This window comes from Mesorhizobium sp. M0119, from assembly GCF_040322615.1.
Classification (GTDB): Bacteria; Pseudomonadota; Alphaproteobacteria; order Rhizobiales; family Rhizobiaceae; genus Mesorhizobium.
Genome location: NZ_JAMYTU010000013.1, coordinates 126228 through 143245, shown reverse-complemented (window position 1 = coordinate 143245; position 17018 = coordinate 126228). Strand labels below are relative to the sequence as shown.

Here is a 17018-nt window from a genome sequence, read left to right as displayed (position 1 = left end):
CCCCCCCCCCCCAACCCCCCCTGGCCCCGCCTAGTCCTATCAGCTACTCGCCCTAGGCCCGTAGCCGCGTAGGCCAGTCGGGCAGTAGGCCAGTAGTGCAGTAGGGCAGTAGGGCAGTAGGGCAGAGGTTCGAGCGCCCTTTTAAACATACTGCCCTACTGCCCTACTGCCTTATTCCCCTAACCCAGCCAACTGATCCGTAATCTCGAAACGCTCGGAAGCACCGATACGGATCATGTTCAGACTGCCCTCGCGGGTGAATCGGAATTCGCCGGGTGCGTCCGCACCGGCCGGCTTGCCGGCCTTGAAGCTGATGATGCGCGTGCCACCATCAGGCCAGGTCACGGTCACGTCGGTCTTGTCGCCGGTGCGCACGACATTTGCCTTGCAGTTGGTCATCGGCTGGCCGAGATAGCGCGCGCAAGGGATGGCGTTGCCAGCACCTGGGACCGGTGTCCCCGGCGGCTGCAGCCGTGCAACGGTCTGTGCGTCGGGCGGAGGCGCCGCGTTGGCCGCGCCGAAATTCTGGACGGGACCCACTGCCGCGGGCGGCGATCCATCAACCTGTCCAGTCGAGGGGTTTCCACCGGCCAGCGCCAGGCGGTAAGCATCCTCGATCGCCACCCTGCCGATCGCGTCAGCGGAGTTCAGCGGTGTTTCGGGAGCGGTCGCGCCGAGGCGCGTTGTCAGATCGGGCAGCGGTTGAGAGGTAGGGTTCTCCGCATTGGCCGCCACCTGGGGCGTCACTTGCTGGGGATTGATGGGGTCGAGATAGCGCGCCGGAGCCCATCCGCTCAGTTTCGGGTCGTCGATGTCTTCGACCTTGCACCATTTGTAGCCGCTGACGTCGCCGCAGCCGAGATTTTTCACGCTCGAACCACTCGGCAGCCGCGCCTCGATCTTGCCCATGGCCGACGCCGTGGCGCGCACGTTCAGGAGGTCATCCGGAGCGAGACCCGTCACAATCGAGATGATGGGCTCCGGCTCCTGGCCGTTGGCCGGCAGCTCCGCCAGCATCAGCGGAGCGGCGATCACCGCAATCAGCGTCGTCGGGAGTATTACTGTGCGCCTAATCATCTGCCATGGGCGGTAGGTTCAATTGCCGAAGGCGCGGCCAGGCACGAAAGCGCCATTGCACGCCAGCCGGTTTTTATAGGCGACGAGACGGCGCTGTGTAAGCCCGAAAAGGGGCCGCGTGTTGAATCGCGACCAGGCCACTTCCGTGAACTAAAAGCCGGCAAAATATTGCACATTTCATGTAGATATGCATTCTCTCAAGTAAGGTTGAGGAGGGCAATATGGTCGACCTTGAAATATTCGCGCAAGTGGAAAACATAGTTCGCCAGCGTATCAAGAAAACGCGCACCGAAATCGAGGCTTCACTTGGTCACATCGCCAACGGCAATCCGCTGGCCGCCGAACAGACCCTCTCCAGGCGCCTCGACAGGTTGCAGGTAAAGGCGTCGCTCAGCCGCACCGAAGCGGAGATGATATCGGCTGCAATAGACATGAGGTCTGCCGGGGAAAGAAAGGCCGCCGCCAAGCAGCCAGGACCGGAGGCAATTCTCGGCCCAACGCTCGATTTCATCGGGGTCGCATTTCTGGAGCGTGGGCGCCGTGTGGCCGATGCGGTCGGCCGCGTTGCCTTTCTCAACGGCAATCCACAAGGATCGGGTTTCCTGGTCGGGCCAAGGCTGTTCCTCACAAACAACCATGTGATTTCGTCGCCGGCGGATTCCCGGCGCTTCCAGGTCCAGTTCGATTATGAGCAGGACGGTGCGAATGCCGTGCGTACGCCGACGACGTTCCTGTTCGATCCTGAATCCTGTTTCGTGACCGATAGCATAGAGGGTCTGGACTATACGCTGATCGGGGTCGGCGAGCGGCGTTCCGGTCCAAAGGAATTGGGGGAGTTCGGTTTTATCTCGCTGTCGGATGCGCGCGACAAGCATATGCTTGGCGAAATCGCCAACATCGTTCAGCATCCCGATGGCCGCTTCAAGGAACTGGTGCTGCGTGAAAACCGGCTGGTGGCCCGCGATGAAACGGTGCAAGTGCTGCACTATGTCGCCGATACCGAACAGGGTTCGTCCGGATCCCCGGTCTTCAACAATGAATGGGAGCCTATCGCCCTGCACCATTGGGCCGGCCCGTTCCACGAGGTGACGGGCATAGGTGGCTATGCGCTTACGCGCGAAATCAACGAAGGCATACGGATCAGCGCCATCGTTGACGATCTCAGCACTAGAAAGTCCAAACTGCCGGGCTCCTCGGCATCGGCAGTTTCGGAAGCTCTGGCGATTTGGGCCGGCACGCCGCGCATGATGGACGAGACAGTTCGGCTGAACGCCGACATTCGCGAAGATGTGCTGGACAAGCCGGTGCAGCGACCGGAACCGGACGGCAATCCGCCGGCGACGAGACACAATGCCGATGGCTCGGTCACCTGGACTTTTCCCGTCGAGATAAATGTCCGGGCGCCGTTGATCGACGGCGACGGAGGCGATGCAAGACGAAACGACGGCAAAGGGCCGGCAAGCGAACCCGCGAAGGTAGCCATCGCCGAGGCAGCGGGTTGGAAAACAGAGGACTTCGACGATCGTGGAGGGTATGAGCCCGGCTTCATACCGGGCTTTGTCCTGCCAATGCCGACGGTTGCCAATTCACCCTTCCGGTTGGCCAAAAACCTTCTTGCCAAACCGGGCGAGGACCCACACGAATTGCGCTACCATCATTTTTCGATCTTGATGAACGCCGATCGCAGGCTTGCCTTCGTCACCGCCTGCAATATCGATGGATCCCGCACCAAGGCGGTCAATCGTGAGGACAAGACGGTCATCGACAACCCGTCGCTTGTCGAATTGGGGGTGGAGTCGATTTCCGGTTCGGAAGCCAGCGATGCTTTCCGGCCCGATCGCCGCATCGAACTTGGCGAGCAGATGACCCAGGAATTCTATTCGAGCCAGAATGTGCCTGGATTTCCCGTCGCAAAATCCAAGGAACGAATAGCTCGAATGTTCCAGAAGGGCCATATTACGCTTCGCGGCGACCCTGCATGGGGGATGAATCAGGAGGCGGTCGCGGCAGAACGCGACACGTTCTTTTATACCAATGCTGCGCCGCAAGTCGGCTTCTTCAATCAGGGAAGCTCGCTTAACCATCCCGGCTCCAAGGGGAAGCTGAGATGGCGCGCGGTGGAAACCTATGTGCTGCGCAACGCCTATACGACCCGAGGCCGTGTCACGGTGTTTGCCGGGCCAGTGTTCCGCGAGGACGATCCTCCCTACCGCTTCGAAAGCCATGTTCCGCTGAAGTTCTGGAAGATCGCGCTGTGGTCCGATCAAGCTGGCCTGCGCGCCATCGCGCTGCTGGCGGATCAGAAGCCGGTTTTGGAAGTGATGCCCGAAGCGTTCGGCGAGCGTGCCGAGGCATTCGATGACCCGCTTGAAATTGCCAGGGTATCGGAGTTTCTTTCGACGGTGGCCGAGATTGAAGAGCTGACCGGCCTGAACTTTGGCCAGCAGGTGCACGACGCCGACATTCGGGCCGGTTCCGAATCGGCTCCAGCACAGACTTTCAACCCAACGCAACTGGCGCCAAAGCCGTCACGGCCAAAGGCTTCATCGCCCAAGACTTCGACGCCCAAGACTTCGGCGGCCAAGACTTCGGCGACCAAGACTTCGGCGGCCAGCACCCGACGTCCTGCCAAGCGATCGAAGCGATCCGTGTCTGACAAGTGAAGATTGGACCGGTTGCGGCTTCTGCCGCTCGAAGGCGGTCATCCGTTCAGCCTGGCATGAGCAAGCTCAGCCCGGCATGAAGCCGGTGCGCAGCGCGTGGGCCCATTCGGGCCGGGCCGCCTGCTCGGCCTGACGCGCCGCCGCCTCGTGGTCATAATCGACGGCGATGGCCTCGAAACGATCGGGGTGCAAGTCGACGAGGCCGTAGCGGGCGTGTGGAGAACCCTGCTCGGAGACATGCGCCGGCGGGGTCGAATCGTCATAGGCCGGGCAGCCGATGCTGCCCGGGTTGAAGATGACCGGACCGCCGGGAATGCGGACCAGCTCGCTACGATGGCTGTGGCCGCAAAGCATGATGCGGCAGGCGGGATCGATCGCGCCGAGCCGCCGCTCGATGGTGGCCAGCGGCGCGCGCACCAGCCGGCCGTCGACTATCGCGTCAGTCAGGTACTTTTCATCGTGGTCGGGCCGGGCGTGGAAGGCGAGTATGCCGGGCGCTACCTCGAGCGTGAGGGGCAGCGCGAACAGCGCCTCGCGTTGGCCTGCCGTCAGCCGTTCCTGCGCGTAGCGGTCGGACGGCCACATGGTCTCGTCGGCGGTGTCGCGGGCAACGCGGCGGTCGTGGTTGCCGCGCACCGTCGGCAGCTCGAGCGCTTCGAGCCGCTCCATGGTTTCGCGCGGCCAGAGCGGGCCGGAAACGCAATCGCCGAGATTGACGATGAGGTCGGCGCCGCCGCGTCGCCGCAGATCGTCGAGCACGGCTTCGAGCGCCAGGACATTGCCGTGGATGTCGGCGAGGACGGCAATGCGCATGGGAGGCTCCGTTAATTGGAATGGCTGGAGGGCAGGTGAACTACTTTGCTCGTCTCGCGAAGCGGGCGAGAGCGGAACGCAGCTTCGGGTCGTTCAGGCGCGGACTTCGATCTCGTGGCCGCCGACCACCGGCAACGATGCGTCGTCGCCGGCCGCGGCAATGACGCTGTCGAGCAGGCCCGGGAAGCGGCGGTCGAGATCGTCACGGCGCAGCGTGATCAATCGACTGGTGCCAACCGCCTCGGTGCGGGTAACGCCGGCCTCGCGCAGCTTGGCCAAATGGTAGCTCAGATTGGTCTTCGAGCAGAGATCGAGGAACCGGCTGCAATTCAGCGGCACCCCCTCCTTGCTCGCGAGATAGCGCACGATGGCCAACCGCGTCGGGTCGCCCAGCACGGCAAGCACGTTCGGCAGGCTGATCTGGTCGGCGGTGGGATGGGGCAAGGTCATGCCCAGGAATTAAGCACATTCGGAGCCGATTTCAACGCATCTCCTCTCGTGGCTGATGGACACATAGTTTCGCCCCGTCGCCCCGTCCTGACACCGGGCTGTCAGGATGGTTCGGCTATTTTGCAGCGGCTTTATTGACATCATGCCCTGTTATGTCCAATTGTTCAATAACCTTTGAACTAAGGAAATTGCCATGGATAAGCGCCTCATCTGGCTTGCGCTCGGATCGTTCACTATTTCGACCGAAGGTTTCGTCATCTCCAGCCTTTTGCCCGACATTGCAAAGGATGCCGCCATCTCCGTTCCGCTCGCCGGCACGCTGATCACCGCGTTTGCGCTCGCCTATGCGATCGGCACGCCGATCCTGGCAACGCTGACCGGCGAATGGGACCGGCGCCGCGTCATCCTGTGGACGCTGGTGTTCTTCGTGTTGGGCAACGTCGCCGCGGCGCTGAGCTCCTCCTTCGAATTGCTGTTGATCGCGCGCATCGTCATGGCGCTATCGTCTGGCCTGTTCGCGGCGACCGCACAGGGAACGGCCGTTGCGCTTGTCGACGACCATCATCGCGCCCGCGCCATTGCCGTGGTCGTCGGCGGCACCACCGTGGCGGTCGCGGTCGGCGCGCCGCTTGGCGCGCTTGTTGCGACGGTTGCCGGCTGGCGCGGCACGTTCTTTGCCATTGCCGGCCTTGGCGCGCTCGCCGGCGCGATCCTGTGGTACCGGCTGCCGCGCGGCATCGTCGGCACCAGGCTGCCGCTCCGGATGCGATTGGCAGCGGCACTTCGCCCCGGCGTCATGCCTATCCTGGTGACGACGATCCTGGCCTTGATCGGCGCTTTCACCGTCTTTGCCTTTGTCGCGCCGCTCGCCATCGAAGGCGGCGGACTGAACCCGATCGCGCTTCCCGGAATGCTGCTCGCCTTCGGCGTTGGCGCGGTCATCGGCAATATCGGCGGCGGGCAGGCCGCCGACCGTTTCGGCGCGACGCGCACCGTCTGCTGGTCGCTGGCGCTGAGTGCCGCCATGCTGGTCACGTTTTCGCTGATCCCGATGTTCCTGCCGCGCGAGATCGCCGGGCCGGCGCTCATGGCCATGATGGTGCCGTGGGGCATCGTCGGCTGGGCATTCCCGCCGGCGCAGGCCAGCCGTATCATCAAGCTGGCGCCCGATGCCGCGCCCATCGTGCTGTCGCTGAACGCTTCGGCACTCTATCTCGGTGTCGCACTGGGTGCCGTGGTTGGCGCCGCGGTGCTGCGCTACGGCGCACCGGCCGACCTCGGCGTGGTCGCGGCGGCATTCCCGATCATTGGTCTGGGCGTGGTGCTGGCGGGCCATCTGGCGGCGCGTCCGGTGGCGATGCCGGCCGAATAAGGCTGTTATCAAAGCGTGGCTGCCGGCCGCCGACAATTCAAGTCGCGGCCGGCGGTGCGTCAAAATCCAGCGCGGCGATTTCGTCCAGCGCCGCTCGCAGGCTTGCCGCCTGCTCTTTTCCAAACATCTCCTCGAATCGCTGCTGGGCGACGCGCCACAGCTTGGTCTTACGCTGTCCACCACATCGGAATGATCGAGGCGGCCAGCAGCAGGCCAAGCACGGCGTTGAGCATGCGCCACTGCCGCTCGGTTCGCAGCAACCGGGCGAGCAGCTTGCCCGCCACGCACCAGGCCGCCAGCGATAGGGCCGCGGCAAGACCGAAAACCGTGCCGAGCAGCAAGGCGAGCTGCAGCGGTCCGTTGGCGAGCGCGGCAAAAGATGCCGCCGCTCCCAGCCCCATGGCCCAGCCCTTGGGATTCATCCATTGCAGGCCGGCGCCGCCGAAAAAGCTGTTCGGCTTTGCCATGGCCACATCCAGGTTGGGCGGGCCGCTGCGGCCGATCTTGAGGGCAAGCCACACCAGATAGAGGGTACCGGCTATTTTCATCGCCAGTTGCATCGAAGGAGCGGCGGCCAGCAGACCGGCGAGCCCAGCAGCACCTGCCGCGGCCACCGTGGCCAGGCCGGCCGCACTCCCGGCCATCAGCGGGATAGAGCGGCGAAAGCCGAACTGCGCCCCAGACGCCGTCGACAAGGTCGTGGCCATGCCTGGGGTTGAGGTTGAGACCAGCGCGAACAGGAGGAGGGGAAGGACGGTTTCAAACATGCGGCTTCCTTTGAAGCCTGCACCGTAGGCTGTTTGGCCCATCAGTAAATGCAATGTTTGCTATGATGTGCATTAGCAAATATAATGACCAGATGCTCCGCAACCTCGATACTGCCCTGGTTCGAACCTTCGTCACCGTTGCCGACAAGGCCAGCATGACGGCGGCGGCCAACGCGCTGCATTTGACGCAAGGTGCCGTCAGCCAGCAGATCAAGCGTCTGGAAGAGGTTCTCGGCTGCAGCCTGTTCGACCGCGATCGGCGCGGATTGCGATTGACCCGCTCCGGCGAGCGATTGTTCGGCAAGGGCAAGCGCCTGCTTTCCCTCAATGACGAGATCCTGGCGGAGATGGCGGGTGATGCGGTTGCCGGTCAGGTGCGGCTTGGCGTGCCCTACGACCTTGTCGGCACTTTGCTTGCGCCGGTGCTCAAGGCCTATGCCGAGGCCTATCCGCAGGTCGAGATCTCGCTTGTCTGCGCCTCGTCGCCGGAGTTGGCTGCGGCCTTGGCGGCGGGCACGATTGAGCTCGCGGTGATCGAGGAGCCGATCGGTCGGTCGGCCGGCGAATGCCTTGTTGTCGACCGGCTGGTCTGGGTCGGCGCCAAAGGCGGTGGCGCCCGCCGCAAGCGACCCTTGCCGGTTTCGATGGTCGCCGAGACCTGCGCGTTCCGCCCGGTGGTGCTGGAGGCGCTTAACGAGCACGGGCTGGAATGGCGCACCGTCTTCGAAAACGGCAGCATCGACGCGACGACGGCGACAGTGCGTTCGGACTTGGCCGTCACCACCTGGTTGGCGTCAACCGTGCCTGCCGACCTCGATATTTTGGCCAACGATCCGGAACTGCCGTCATTGCCGAATTTTTCAATCAATCTGCATTTGCCGAAGCACGGCGTCGCGCCGGCTGCATTGGCATTCGCGGGCCACCTCCGCGATGGGTTGGCACGGCGGCGAGAGGCGGCTTAGAAAACAGCAAAAAGGACGGCCGGTGTTCAGCCGTCCTTGATCGCCTCGGCAGCCTCTATTTCCAGTTCTTGCGCCGCTCGATCTCGGCTTCGGATGGCTGTTCCGGAGCAAAGGACCCAGTCTTGATCTCGCCGGAGCGTTCATAGCTCGCCATCAGCACGCCAGTGGTCGATGTCTGCGAACGGGTCAGCTTGAAGGCGGCAGGTATCGTGCCCCTGCCGAACAGTTTTTTGCCCTTGCCCAGCACCAGCGGGAAAATCAGCAGGCTGATCTCGTCGATCAGGTCATTGGCGAGCAAGGTCTGGATCAACTCGCTCGATCCCTGAATGAGCAGGTCCGGGCCGTCCTCCTGCTTCATCCGGCGCAACGTCGCCACGACATCGCTGCCGAGCGGCTGGCTGTTTTGCCAGGAAAGCGTATCTGGCCTGTGCGTCGCCACATATTTGGTGACGGCGTTGAAGCTGTCGGCGATCGGGTCATTCTTCTGATAAGGCCAGTGGGCGGCGAAGATGTCGTAAGTCTTGCGGCCGAGAAGCAGCGCGAACGGTTTTGAAAACGTCTCGCCCATCGCGGCGCCCATCACATCGTCCCAGTAGTGAAACGTCCAGCCGCCGAATTTGAAGCCGCCGACAGGGTCCTCTTGCGGGCCGCCGGGCGCTTGCATGACGCCGTCGAGGCTGACGAATGTTGCGGCGATGATCTTCCTCATTGGAGCTCCCTTTCCCTGATCCGTACCGTCATGGCCGGAGTTCGAGCCAAGGACGGGCGAACGGACATTTATCCGACAGCGGCCGGCAATTTTCCAGGGTTGGAAGGGCGGATGACTGCCGACCTTGTTGCATCGGCTTGGAGAAGAGAAACGCTCAGCCCAGACCGACGACCGTATCGTAGAGCAGCTTGAAGTTGAGCACCAGGATGAGCCCAGCGACCACCCAGGCCAGCACGGCAACAGCGCGGGAAATGGCGAAATTGCCCATCTTGCGCTTGTCCGAGACGAACTGCACCAGCGGTACGACAGCGAAGGGAAGCTGCATCGACAGGATTACCTGGCTGAAGACCAGCAACTGGCCGGTTCCCTTCTCGCCATAGAGCGCAGTGACCACCACCACCGGGACGATGGCGATGCCGCGCGTCAGCAGGCGGCGCGCCCATTGCGGGATGCGCAGACGCAGGAACCCTTCCATCACGATCTGGCCGGCGAGCGTCGCCGTCACCGTCGAGTTCAAGCCGGAGGCAAGCAGCGCTACGGCAAACAGGATGGAAGCGATGCCGAGGCCAAGCAGCGGCGACAGAAGCTCGAAGGCCTGGCCGATCTCGGCAACGTCATGATGACCGGTGCCGTGGAACGCCACCGCCGACACGATCAGGATGGAGGCATTGACGAACAGCGCCAGTATCAGCGCGATGGTCGAGTCGGTCGTCGCCCATTTGATGGCGTCGCGCTTGCCGCGATCGGTGCGCTCATAGGCGCGGGTCTGCACGATCGAGGAGTGCAGATAGAGATTGTGGGGCATCACCGTGGCGCCGATGATGCCGATGGCGATGTAAAGCATGGCCGGATTGGTGACGATCTCGGACGACGGCACGAACATCGCATGCAGGATCGAGCCGACCGGAGGCGCGGCGGCAAAGATCTGGATGGCGAAGCAGCCGAAGATGATGATCAAAAGCGCTATGATGAAGGCCTCGAGGAAACGGAAGCCCTTGTTCATCAGCAACAGCAGCAGGAAGGCATCGAGCGCGGTGATGATGGCGCCGCCGATCAGCGGAATCCCGAACAGCAGTTGCAAGGCAATCGCTGTGCCAATGACCTCAGCCAGGTCGCAGGCGATGATGGCCAATTCGCAAGCGACCCAAAGCATGAAATTGACCGGCCGCGGGTAATAGGCGCGGCACGCCTGCGCAAGGTCACGGCCGGTGGCGATGCCTAGCCGGGCGGCGAGCGCCTGCAGCAGGATCGCCATCAGGTTCGACAACATGATGATGAACAGCAGCGTGTAACCGAACTGGGCCCCGCCGGCGAGGTCGGTCGCCCAATTGCCCGGATCCATATACCCGACCGAAACCATGTAGCCCGGCCCCATGAAGGCGAACAGCCGGCGAAGCCAGATCCCCGAGTGCGGCACCGCGATCGTGGCGTTGACTTCGCGAAGGCTGGGCTGCTCGCCGTCCTCCGGGCGGGCAAATCGCCACATGGACCGGGGGGCTGAGGTGGCTTCGGCTTCCGACATGAACTGGCTTTCCACTGGAGCGATCGACATTCTCTCCTTATGTATGCCACGGCTGAACATTATGCAATATGCTATATTTCATTGTCTGAGCTTTCGTGTAGCCGCTTGGCCGTGCGGCCGGCACGGCAGTGAACGCCGGTTGCGCCGACCACCGAATGGAAATAAACGGCCAGAACCAATAGGGTTCTGTGCTATGACTGCAAAGCCGATTCAAACTGCCGGGAGGAGCGCGTATTGGCGCTGAAGAAAAGACCGGTTCCTCGCGAAAAGCCGCTGCCTGATGCAGAAATCCACTCCGAAGGGTTCAGGCAGACCCGTGAAGCGCGTCGCAGTGCGCTGGTCGAGGACTATGTCGAGCTCATCGCCGACCTGATCGAGGACGGCAACGAGGCGCGCCAGGTCGACATCGCGGCACGGCTCGGCGTCGCCCAGCCGACGGTGGCGAAAATGCTGACGCGGCTGTGCGCCGACGGGCTGGTCTCCCGGAAACCCTATCGTGGCGTGTTCCTGACCGATGCCGGCCGCAAGGTCGCGGAAGAGAGCCGCATTCGCCACCAGACGGTAGAGGCCTTCCTGCGCTCGCTCGGGGTCAGCGCCGAGACGGCGCGCATCGACGCCGAAGGCATCGAGCACCATGTCAGCGCCGAGACGCTCGAAGCCTTTCGCAAGGCAATAATCGCCGCGCGCTGATTGATCGAAGCGATATGCAGTGCGACTGACCTGCTCACTCGTTCGTATCCTGCACCCAGTTGCGCGGGTGACCATCGACGCGAAACTGGAAGATGAAATATGGTGGGATGCAAGTGCCCTTGCCGGGCTTTGCTTCCGGCAGATCGTCAAAACCGGCGGTGCAGATATAGTCCTCGCGGCAGGGATGGGCCTTGTCGCAAGCACGCAGGCCAGCGGTCTTGGTGAATTCCCTGGTGCAGAATTTGTGGTCCTTGCCGGAGCCTATGCAGTCGTTGAAGCCGGTCTTGGCGAGGCGGCCGCAGCTTGCCTCGTCGGGCAGCTTTTCGCAGGTCGCCTTGCGCAGCATGCCGCCGGGAAAGCCGCCGGTCTTCTGCTCGGGATTATCGTAACGCTGGCGCGCCGCGCCGTAGCCGGCGAGCTTTATCGGCGGTTTTCTGTCCCTGGCCGGGTCGATGGCGCAGGCCTTCGCGGTTGCCGGTGACAGACGGCAATATTGGTCGTTGCCCCATCTCGACATCCTGATCTCGCCGAACTCCACCGGATCGCCGACTGCGGTGCCGGCCTCGCTGACGCAGGTACCAAAGCCCGGATGGATGGCGCTCTCGTGGACCCCGGCGCAACGCAGGCCTTCGTCGCAGGTCCAGTCCACGAAACTTGGGTCGGCGCTGCGATAGCAGATCGAGCCCCATCCATTGTAGAGATCGGTGCCTTTCAGCGCTTCGGCGTATTTTGCCTCCGGACGGCCGGCAAAGCCGCGGCTGAAATCCGGGTGTCTGCCAGCGGCGAACGACTCGACAATGGCGCGGCGGCGCGGCAGGTCGGCAAAAAACACAGCCGAGCCCGGCACGAACACCGCGTTGCGGCGCGGTTCGCTGGCCGGGTCGGCGCCGGTGTAATGGAACCCGGCGATGCCGTGCGTCTGGTGACAGCCCGTGCAGGTCATCTCATTGAGGCGCAGATTGAAGCCGGCCACCGATTTGACGGTGCGAAGCGTATTGCCCTTGGCGACATAGTCCTTGAGCGCTTTGTCGATAGCATCGTCGTCGAGCAGCCCAAAAGCCAAATTGTTTTGCGACCGGCTCATACCGCCGGGTGCCACCGAAACCGCGGTGGTCGCGAGGAATTTTTCGTCGATCACCAGGCGGCCACGGTCGAGATCATAGATGTTGCGATCGGTGAGCAGCCACCTTTCGAAGGTTTGCCTGTCGGCCAGCACCAGCTTGCGGTCGATCTGGTTCTCCATTTTCGCTTCCTGGAAAATGGCTTTGGCAGGGTCCCACTTGAATACCTTCAACAGATACTCGGCGTGGCCGCCGAAATCTCGCCGGCTCGAAGCCGATAGGCGCACGACCTGCATGTTGAGCTCGAGCCGCATGGTCTGCGAAGAATTCAACATCGCGCTGGAAAGCGGGCCTTCTTCCGAGCGCAGCCAGGCCGCCAGTTGATCCGGCTCCAGATTCTTCTGCCCGGCGACAAGCCAGCGCTTCGCCACGTCCGCGCAGGAACCGTTAGCCGAGCGCGGACGGTCCTTCGAGGCGCGAGGCTGTGCCGAAGCCGGTATGGCGTTGAAGACCAGGCTCAGGGTCAGCGGCAGGCGCGACGAAATGCGTTGCCCAGGCTTCTCCTCGACCGAATAGTGGAAGCGGTAGATCAGCCTGATCTCGCCGCATTCGGTGTGGCCGAGATAGCCGCGATCCATGCGATTGACGATGCCGGTCAGGTCCAGCGTCGAACCGTCGTCGTCGATGTATTTCGGATTGAACTTCTGGTTGATGTCTTTCGACTTTGCCAGAGCGGCTACATAGGAGTCGGGGCTGTTCCTTGGTTCGTCTAAGATCTGCTGTTTGACGGCGTTGCGGACCGGGCTCAGCGCGCGCACCGAAAACAGCCCGCGATTGTCGACGTCGCGTGTCAGTCCGAGCGCTGGCCCAAGCAGACGGCTGATCGATAGCCCGCCGCGCTCGAGCGCCTGCAAGGTCTCGGGATCGGTGATTGCGACACTGGAATCGAGAGTGACGGCGCTGGCCGGCGCGGGGCCTAGGCAAGACAATGCCGCAAACAGCAACAGAACCCGCCCGAGCATCCGCAAGCGCCCCCTCGCTTCCACAGCCACGGTGGATGCTACAGACCTTGCGACGTCTAAGCCAGAGCAGACCCGCGTCAGCAGGCATTGCTCGTTAGCGCGAAAAATACTGTGACTTGGCGTAACCATTGGGATAATTGTTTGCTGGGTTGGAACCGGCCAGGACATCGGCGGGTTGACTGCAAACGTGCATCACGGGGAGTTGCCATGCTCTGGAGAGGCCGCCGTCAAAGTGACAATGTCGAGGACGAGCGCGGCCAGAGTGGCGGGCTTGGCGGCGGTCCGGGGCAGTTTCGCATCCCGATCGGCGGTCGCGCCGGCGGCGGCGGCATGTCGGGCATTATCATCGTAGCGTTGATTTTCCTGGCAGGGTGGTATTTCGGCTTCGACCCGAGCCAAATTCTCGATGACAGCGGCTTGCAGCCTGGCGGCGGCGGCCAGATCACCGACAATAGCGGCGGGCAGGGCGGCGGCACCGGTGCGCCGGCGTCCGACGAGATGAAGCAGTTCGTGTCGACCGTGCTGGCCGAGACCGAGGATACGTGGACCGGTATTTTCCAGTCCGAGGGTCTGACCTATCAAGATCCAAAACTGGTCCTGTTCAGCGGCCAGATCCGCTCCGCCTGCGGTTCTGCCTCGTCAGCGGCCGGACCATTCTACTGTCCCAACGATCGCAAGGTCTATCTCGATACCACCTTCTTCCAGCAACTCGACCAGCAGTTCGGCGCCTCGGGCGATTTCGCACAGGCCTATGTTATCGCGCACGAGGTCGGCCATCACGTGCAGAACCTGACCGGCATCCTGCCCAAATTCAACCAGATGCGGCAGAATATGAGCGAGGGCGACGCCAACCAGATGTCGGTGCAGGTCGAGCTCCAGGCCGACTGCTTTGCCGGCATCTGGGCACATTTCACCGGTCAGAAGGGCATTTTGGAACAGGGCGACATGGCGGAGGCACTGAACGCCGCCAAGCAGATCGGCGACGACACGCTGCAGAAGAAGATGCAGGGCTACGTCGTGCCGGAAAGCTTCAACCACGGCACGTCTCAGCAGCGGCAGACCTGGCTGGCGCGCGGCTTCCAGAACGGCAAGCTATCGGACTGCGACACGTTCAACAACCCGATCTGAGCCGACGGTTTTCTCGTAATCCGAGAGACTGGATCGCAGTCAGGGGATGTCAGGATGAAAACACTCTGCCCGTTCCCTCATTGTTCCCAGCGATGTGCTCGCCTATAAGGTGTGTTCCCGTTCGCTCGGGCGGCCCGAGGAGATACCATCATGATAGACCCCAAAACCGCCAGACGGGGCCTTGCGCTTGTTTTCACCACCCTGCTGCTCGACGTCATTGGCTTCGGTATCATTATGCCGGTGCTGCCGGCCTATCTCAGGGAATTGACCGGCGTCGGCATCAGTGAGGCGGCTATCGAGGGCGGCTGGCTGTTCTTCGTCTATGCGGCGATGCAGTTCGTTTTCGCACCAGTGATGGGCGGGTTGAGCGACCGATTCGGGCGGCGGCCGATTCTGCTCGCCTCGGTGCTGACGTTCGCTATCGACAATCTGATCTGCGCTGTCGCCTGGTCCTATCCGATGCTGTTCATTGGCCGCGTGCTGGCCGGCATTTCCGGCGCCAGCTATTCAACGACATCGGCATTCATTGCCGATATCTCGACCGACGAAAATCGTGCGAAGAATTTCGGGCTGCTCGGCATTGCTTTCGGCGTCGGCTTCGTCATCGGGCCGGTCCTGGGCGGGTTGCTCGGCACGTTCGGGCCGCGCGTTCCGTTCTATTTCGCTGCAGGGCTTGCTTTCGCAAACTTTCTGATCGCGCTGTTTCTGTTGCCGGAAACGCTTGATAACAAGCACCGTCGCCGCTTCGAGTGGAAACGCGCGAACCCGGTCGGCACGCTCGTCCAGATGCGCAACTACGAAGGTATCGGCTGGATCGGACTTGTCTTCTTTCTGATGACGCTGGGGCACATGATGTATCCTGCGGTCTGGTCGTTCGTCTCCAGTTATCGCTATGGCTGGAGCGAACAACAGATCGGCTTCTCGCTCGGCGCCTTCGGCCTGTGCGGGGCGATCGTCATGGCGACAGTCCTGCCGCGCGTGATCCCTAAACTTGGCGAGTGGAAGACGGCGGTAATCGGTCTGGCATTTACCGCACTCAGCGCCTTCGGCTACGCCTTCGCGTCACAAGGCTGGATGATCTATGCAGTGATCGTCGTCGGATGTCTCGAGGCGTTGGCCGACCCGCCGCTCAGAAGCCTGGCGGCCGCCAAGGTGCCACCTTCCGCCCAGGGCGAACTCCAGGGCGCGATGACCTCGATCTTCTCGATCACCTCGATCATCACACCGCTGCTTTATACGGCGATCTTTTCCTGGTTCACGGGGCCGAGCGCGCCCGTAGTTTTCGGCGGTGCCCCATATCTGCTCGGCGCGATTTTCCTCACGCTGGCGCTCGTCGTCTTCGTCACCAGGGTGGCCAAGCCGACGCCGAAGGAAGTCAAACGCATGCACGCGCAGGAAGCGGTGACGGACGGGGCTTGATCGGCGCCGGGAGCCCCGGCCGGCGCCGTCAGTCAAATCCGTTTTTACGCAATGCGCTAGACACGCTCGGCCAGTGCCGGCTCGCCGCGCTTTTCGCGGATGAGATTGACGAAGCGGCGAAACAGATAGTGCGAATCCTGCGGGCCGGGCGAGGCTTCCGGATGATGCTGGACCGAGAAGACCGGCTTGCCGGTCAGCGCAATGCCGCAATTCGAACCGTCGAACAGCGAGACATGGGTTTCCTCGACGCCGCTCGGCAATGAGTCGGCGTCGACGGCAAAGCCATGGTTCATCGAGACGATCTCGACCTTGCCGGTGGTGTGGTCTTTGACCGGATGATTGGCGCCGTGGTGGCCCTGATGCATTTTTGCAGTCTTGCCGCCGAGCGCTAGCGCCAGCATCTGGTGGCCGAGGCAGATGCCGAACAGCGGGATTTCGGTCTTCAGCAGATCCTGGATGACCGGCACGGCGTAGTCGCCGGTGGCTTCCGGATCGCCGGGGCCGTTGGACAGAAAAATGCCGTCCGGCCGCATCGCCAGGATCTCCTCGGCGCCGGTGTTTGCCGGCACCACCGTGACCTTGGCGCCGAGGCCGGCCAGCAGGCGCAATATGTTGCGCTTGACGCCGTAGTCGACGGCAACGACGTGCATCGACGGATCGGCCTGTTCGCCAAAGCCCTCATTCCAGACCCAGGGCGTCTCGCGCCAGACCGAGGACTGGCCGGAGGTGACCTCCTTGGCGAGATCAAGCCCGATAAGCCCCGACCATGCGGCGGCGCGGCGCTTGAGGTCATCGATGTCGAAGGTACCGTCTGGGGCGTGCGCGATGACGGCATTGGGCATGCCCTTTTCGCGGATCAGCGCGGTCAGCGCCCGCGTGTCGATGCCTGAAAGTGCGACGATGCCGCGCTTCTTCAGCCACTGGTCGAGACCGGTTCCGGCGCGGTAGTTCGACGGGTTGGTGACATCGGCCTTGAACACGGCGCCGACGGCGCCGGCGCGGGCCAGCGGATTGAGGTCCTCGATGTCTTCGTCATTGGTGCCGATATTGCCGATATGCGGAAAGGTGAAAGTGACGATCTGGCCGGCATAGGATGGGTCAGTGAGGATTTCCTGGTAGCCGGTCAGCGCGGTGTTGAAGCAGACCTCAGCCACGGCGGAGCCGGAAGCGCCCAGACCGCGGCCCTCGATGACGGTGCCGTCGGCCAGCACCAGCAGGGCTGTCGGCCTCTCGGTGGCCCAAGGGGGGGTCGACGCGGCGGTCATCGTTGCCATGGCGGCACTCCTAAAGGCTGCGCCCCTCAATCGGCGCAACAAAAGGCGCGAAGCGGCAATCTCACAGCCTCGGCGCGCTAACTTTTCAC

At 62.8% G+C, this 17018-nt stretch carries 14 protein-coding genes; 6 read left to right on the top strand and 8 right to left on the bottom strand.

What is annotated here, in order from left to right:
* Positions 1-171 precede the first annotated feature (171 nt).
* Complete coding sequence (locus NKJ40_RS15290) at positions 172-1035, bottom strand: SH3 domain-containing protein (protein ID WP_352466705.1); 864 nt, start codon at positions 1033-1035, stop codon at positions 172-174.
* 263 nt (positions 1036-1298) lie between these two features.
* Here NKJ40_RS15290 and NKJ40_RS15285 point away from each other — a divergent pair, with 263 nt between their 5' ends.
* On the top strand, positions 1299-3740 hold the full coding sequence (locus NKJ40_RS15285; protein WP_352466704.1) for a DNA/RNA non-specific endonuclease: 2442 nt from the start codon (positions 1299-1301) through the stop codon (positions 3738-3740).
* Positions 3741-3806: 66 nt separating this feature from the next.
* Here the strand turns inward: NKJ40_RS15285 and NKJ40_RS15280 are convergent, their stop codons facing one another.
* Together NKJ40_RS15280 and NKJ40_RS15275 are read right to left on the bottom strand one after the other, a co-directional pair.
* Positions 3807-4553, bottom strand: coding sequence for a metallophosphoesterase family protein (locus NKJ40_RS15280; protein WP_352466703.1), 747 nt, complete (start codon positions 4551-4553; stop codon positions 3807-3809).
* Between the two features lie 93 nt (positions 4554-4646).
* Positions 4647-5003 carry an ArsR/SmtB family transcription factor gene (locus tag NKJ40_RS15275; protein ID WP_352466702.1) on the bottom strand — a complete coding sequence of 119 codons (357 nt, stop codon included), beginning with the start codon at positions 5001-5003 and terminating at the stop codon, positions 4647-4649.
* Positions 5004-5196: 193 nt separating this feature from the next.
* On the opposite strand from NKJ40_RS15275, the gene NKJ40_RS15270 reads away from it, so the two are divergent.
* Entirely contained in the window at positions 5197-6375 is a 1179-nt protein-coding gene (locus NKJ40_RS15270) for an MFS transporter (RefSeq protein WP_254820339.1), read from the top strand.
* A 167-nt stretch (positions 6376-6542) separates the two neighbouring features.
* On the opposite strand, the gene NKJ40_RS15260 is transcribed toward NKJ40_RS15270, so the two are convergent.
* Positions 6543-7142: a LysE family translocator gene (locus NKJ40_RS15260; RefSeq protein WP_352466701.1), complete on the bottom strand. Its 600-nt coding sequence runs from the start codon at positions 7140-7142 to the stop codon at positions 6543-6545.
* Positions 7143-7234: 92 nt separating this feature from the next.
* Between NKJ40_RS15260 and NKJ40_RS15255 the strand changes: the two genes are divergently transcribed.
* Positions 7235-8104, top strand: coding sequence for a LysR family transcriptional regulator (locus NKJ40_RS15255; RefSeq protein WP_352466700.1), 870 nt, complete (start codon positions 7235-7237; stop codon positions 8102-8104).
* 55 nt (positions 8105-8159) lie between these two features.
* On the opposite strand, the gene NKJ40_RS15250 is transcribed toward NKJ40_RS15255, so the two are convergent.
* Together NKJ40_RS15250 and NKJ40_RS15245 are read right to left on the bottom strand one after the other, a co-directional pair.
* Positions 8160-8813 carry a dihydrofolate reductase family protein gene (locus tag NKJ40_RS15250; protein ID WP_352466699.1) on the bottom strand — a complete coding sequence of 218 codons (654 nt, stop codon included), beginning with the start codon at positions 8811-8813 and terminating at the stop codon, positions 8160-8162.
* A gap of 154 nt (positions 8814-8967) precedes the next feature.
* Positions 8968-10335, bottom strand: a complete 1368-nt coding sequence (locus NKJ40_RS15245) for an Nramp family divalent metal transporter (RefSeq protein ID WP_352466717.1) — start codon at positions 10333-10335, stop codon at positions 8968-8970.
* 234 nt (positions 10336-10569) lie between these two features.
* Between NKJ40_RS15245 and mntR the strand changes: the two genes are divergently transcribed.
* On the top strand, positions 10570-11025 hold the full coding sequence (gene mntR, locus NKJ40_RS15240) for a manganese-binding transcriptional regulator MntR (RefSeq protein WP_023678308.1): 456 nt from the start codon (positions 10570-10572) through the stop codon (positions 11023-11025).
* A 34-nt stretch (positions 11026-11059) separates the two neighbouring features.
* On the opposite strand, the gene NKJ40_RS15235 is transcribed toward mntR, so the two are convergent.
* Entirely contained in the window at positions 11060-13108 is a 2049-nt protein-coding gene (locus tag NKJ40_RS15235) for a hypothetical protein (protein WP_352466698.1), read from the bottom strand.
* Between the two features lie 207 nt (positions 13109-13315).
* Here NKJ40_RS15235 and ypfJ point away from each other — a divergent pair, with 207 nt between their 5' ends.
* Positions 13316-14236 (top strand): KPN_02809 family neutral zinc metallopeptidase, encoded by a 921-nt coding sequence (gene ypfJ / locus NKJ40_RS15230; RefSeq protein ID WP_352466697.1) that lies wholly within the window; start codon positions 13316-13318, stop codon positions 14234-14236.
* Positions 14237-14386: 150 nt separating this feature from the next.
* Entirely contained in the window at positions 14387-15655 is a 1269-nt protein-coding gene (locus tag NKJ40_RS15225) for a TCR/Tet family MFS transporter (protein WP_352466696.1), read from the top strand.
* A 56-nt stretch (positions 15656-15711) separates the two neighbouring features.
* Here the strand turns inward: NKJ40_RS15225 and carA are convergent, their stop codons facing one another.
* Complete coding sequence (gene carA / locus NKJ40_RS15220; protein ID WP_352466695.1) at positions 15712-16929, bottom strand: glutamine-hydrolyzing carbamoyl-phosphate synthase small subunit; 1218 nt, start codon at positions 16927-16929, stop codon at positions 15712-15714.
* Positions 16930-17018: the final 89 nt, after the last annotated feature.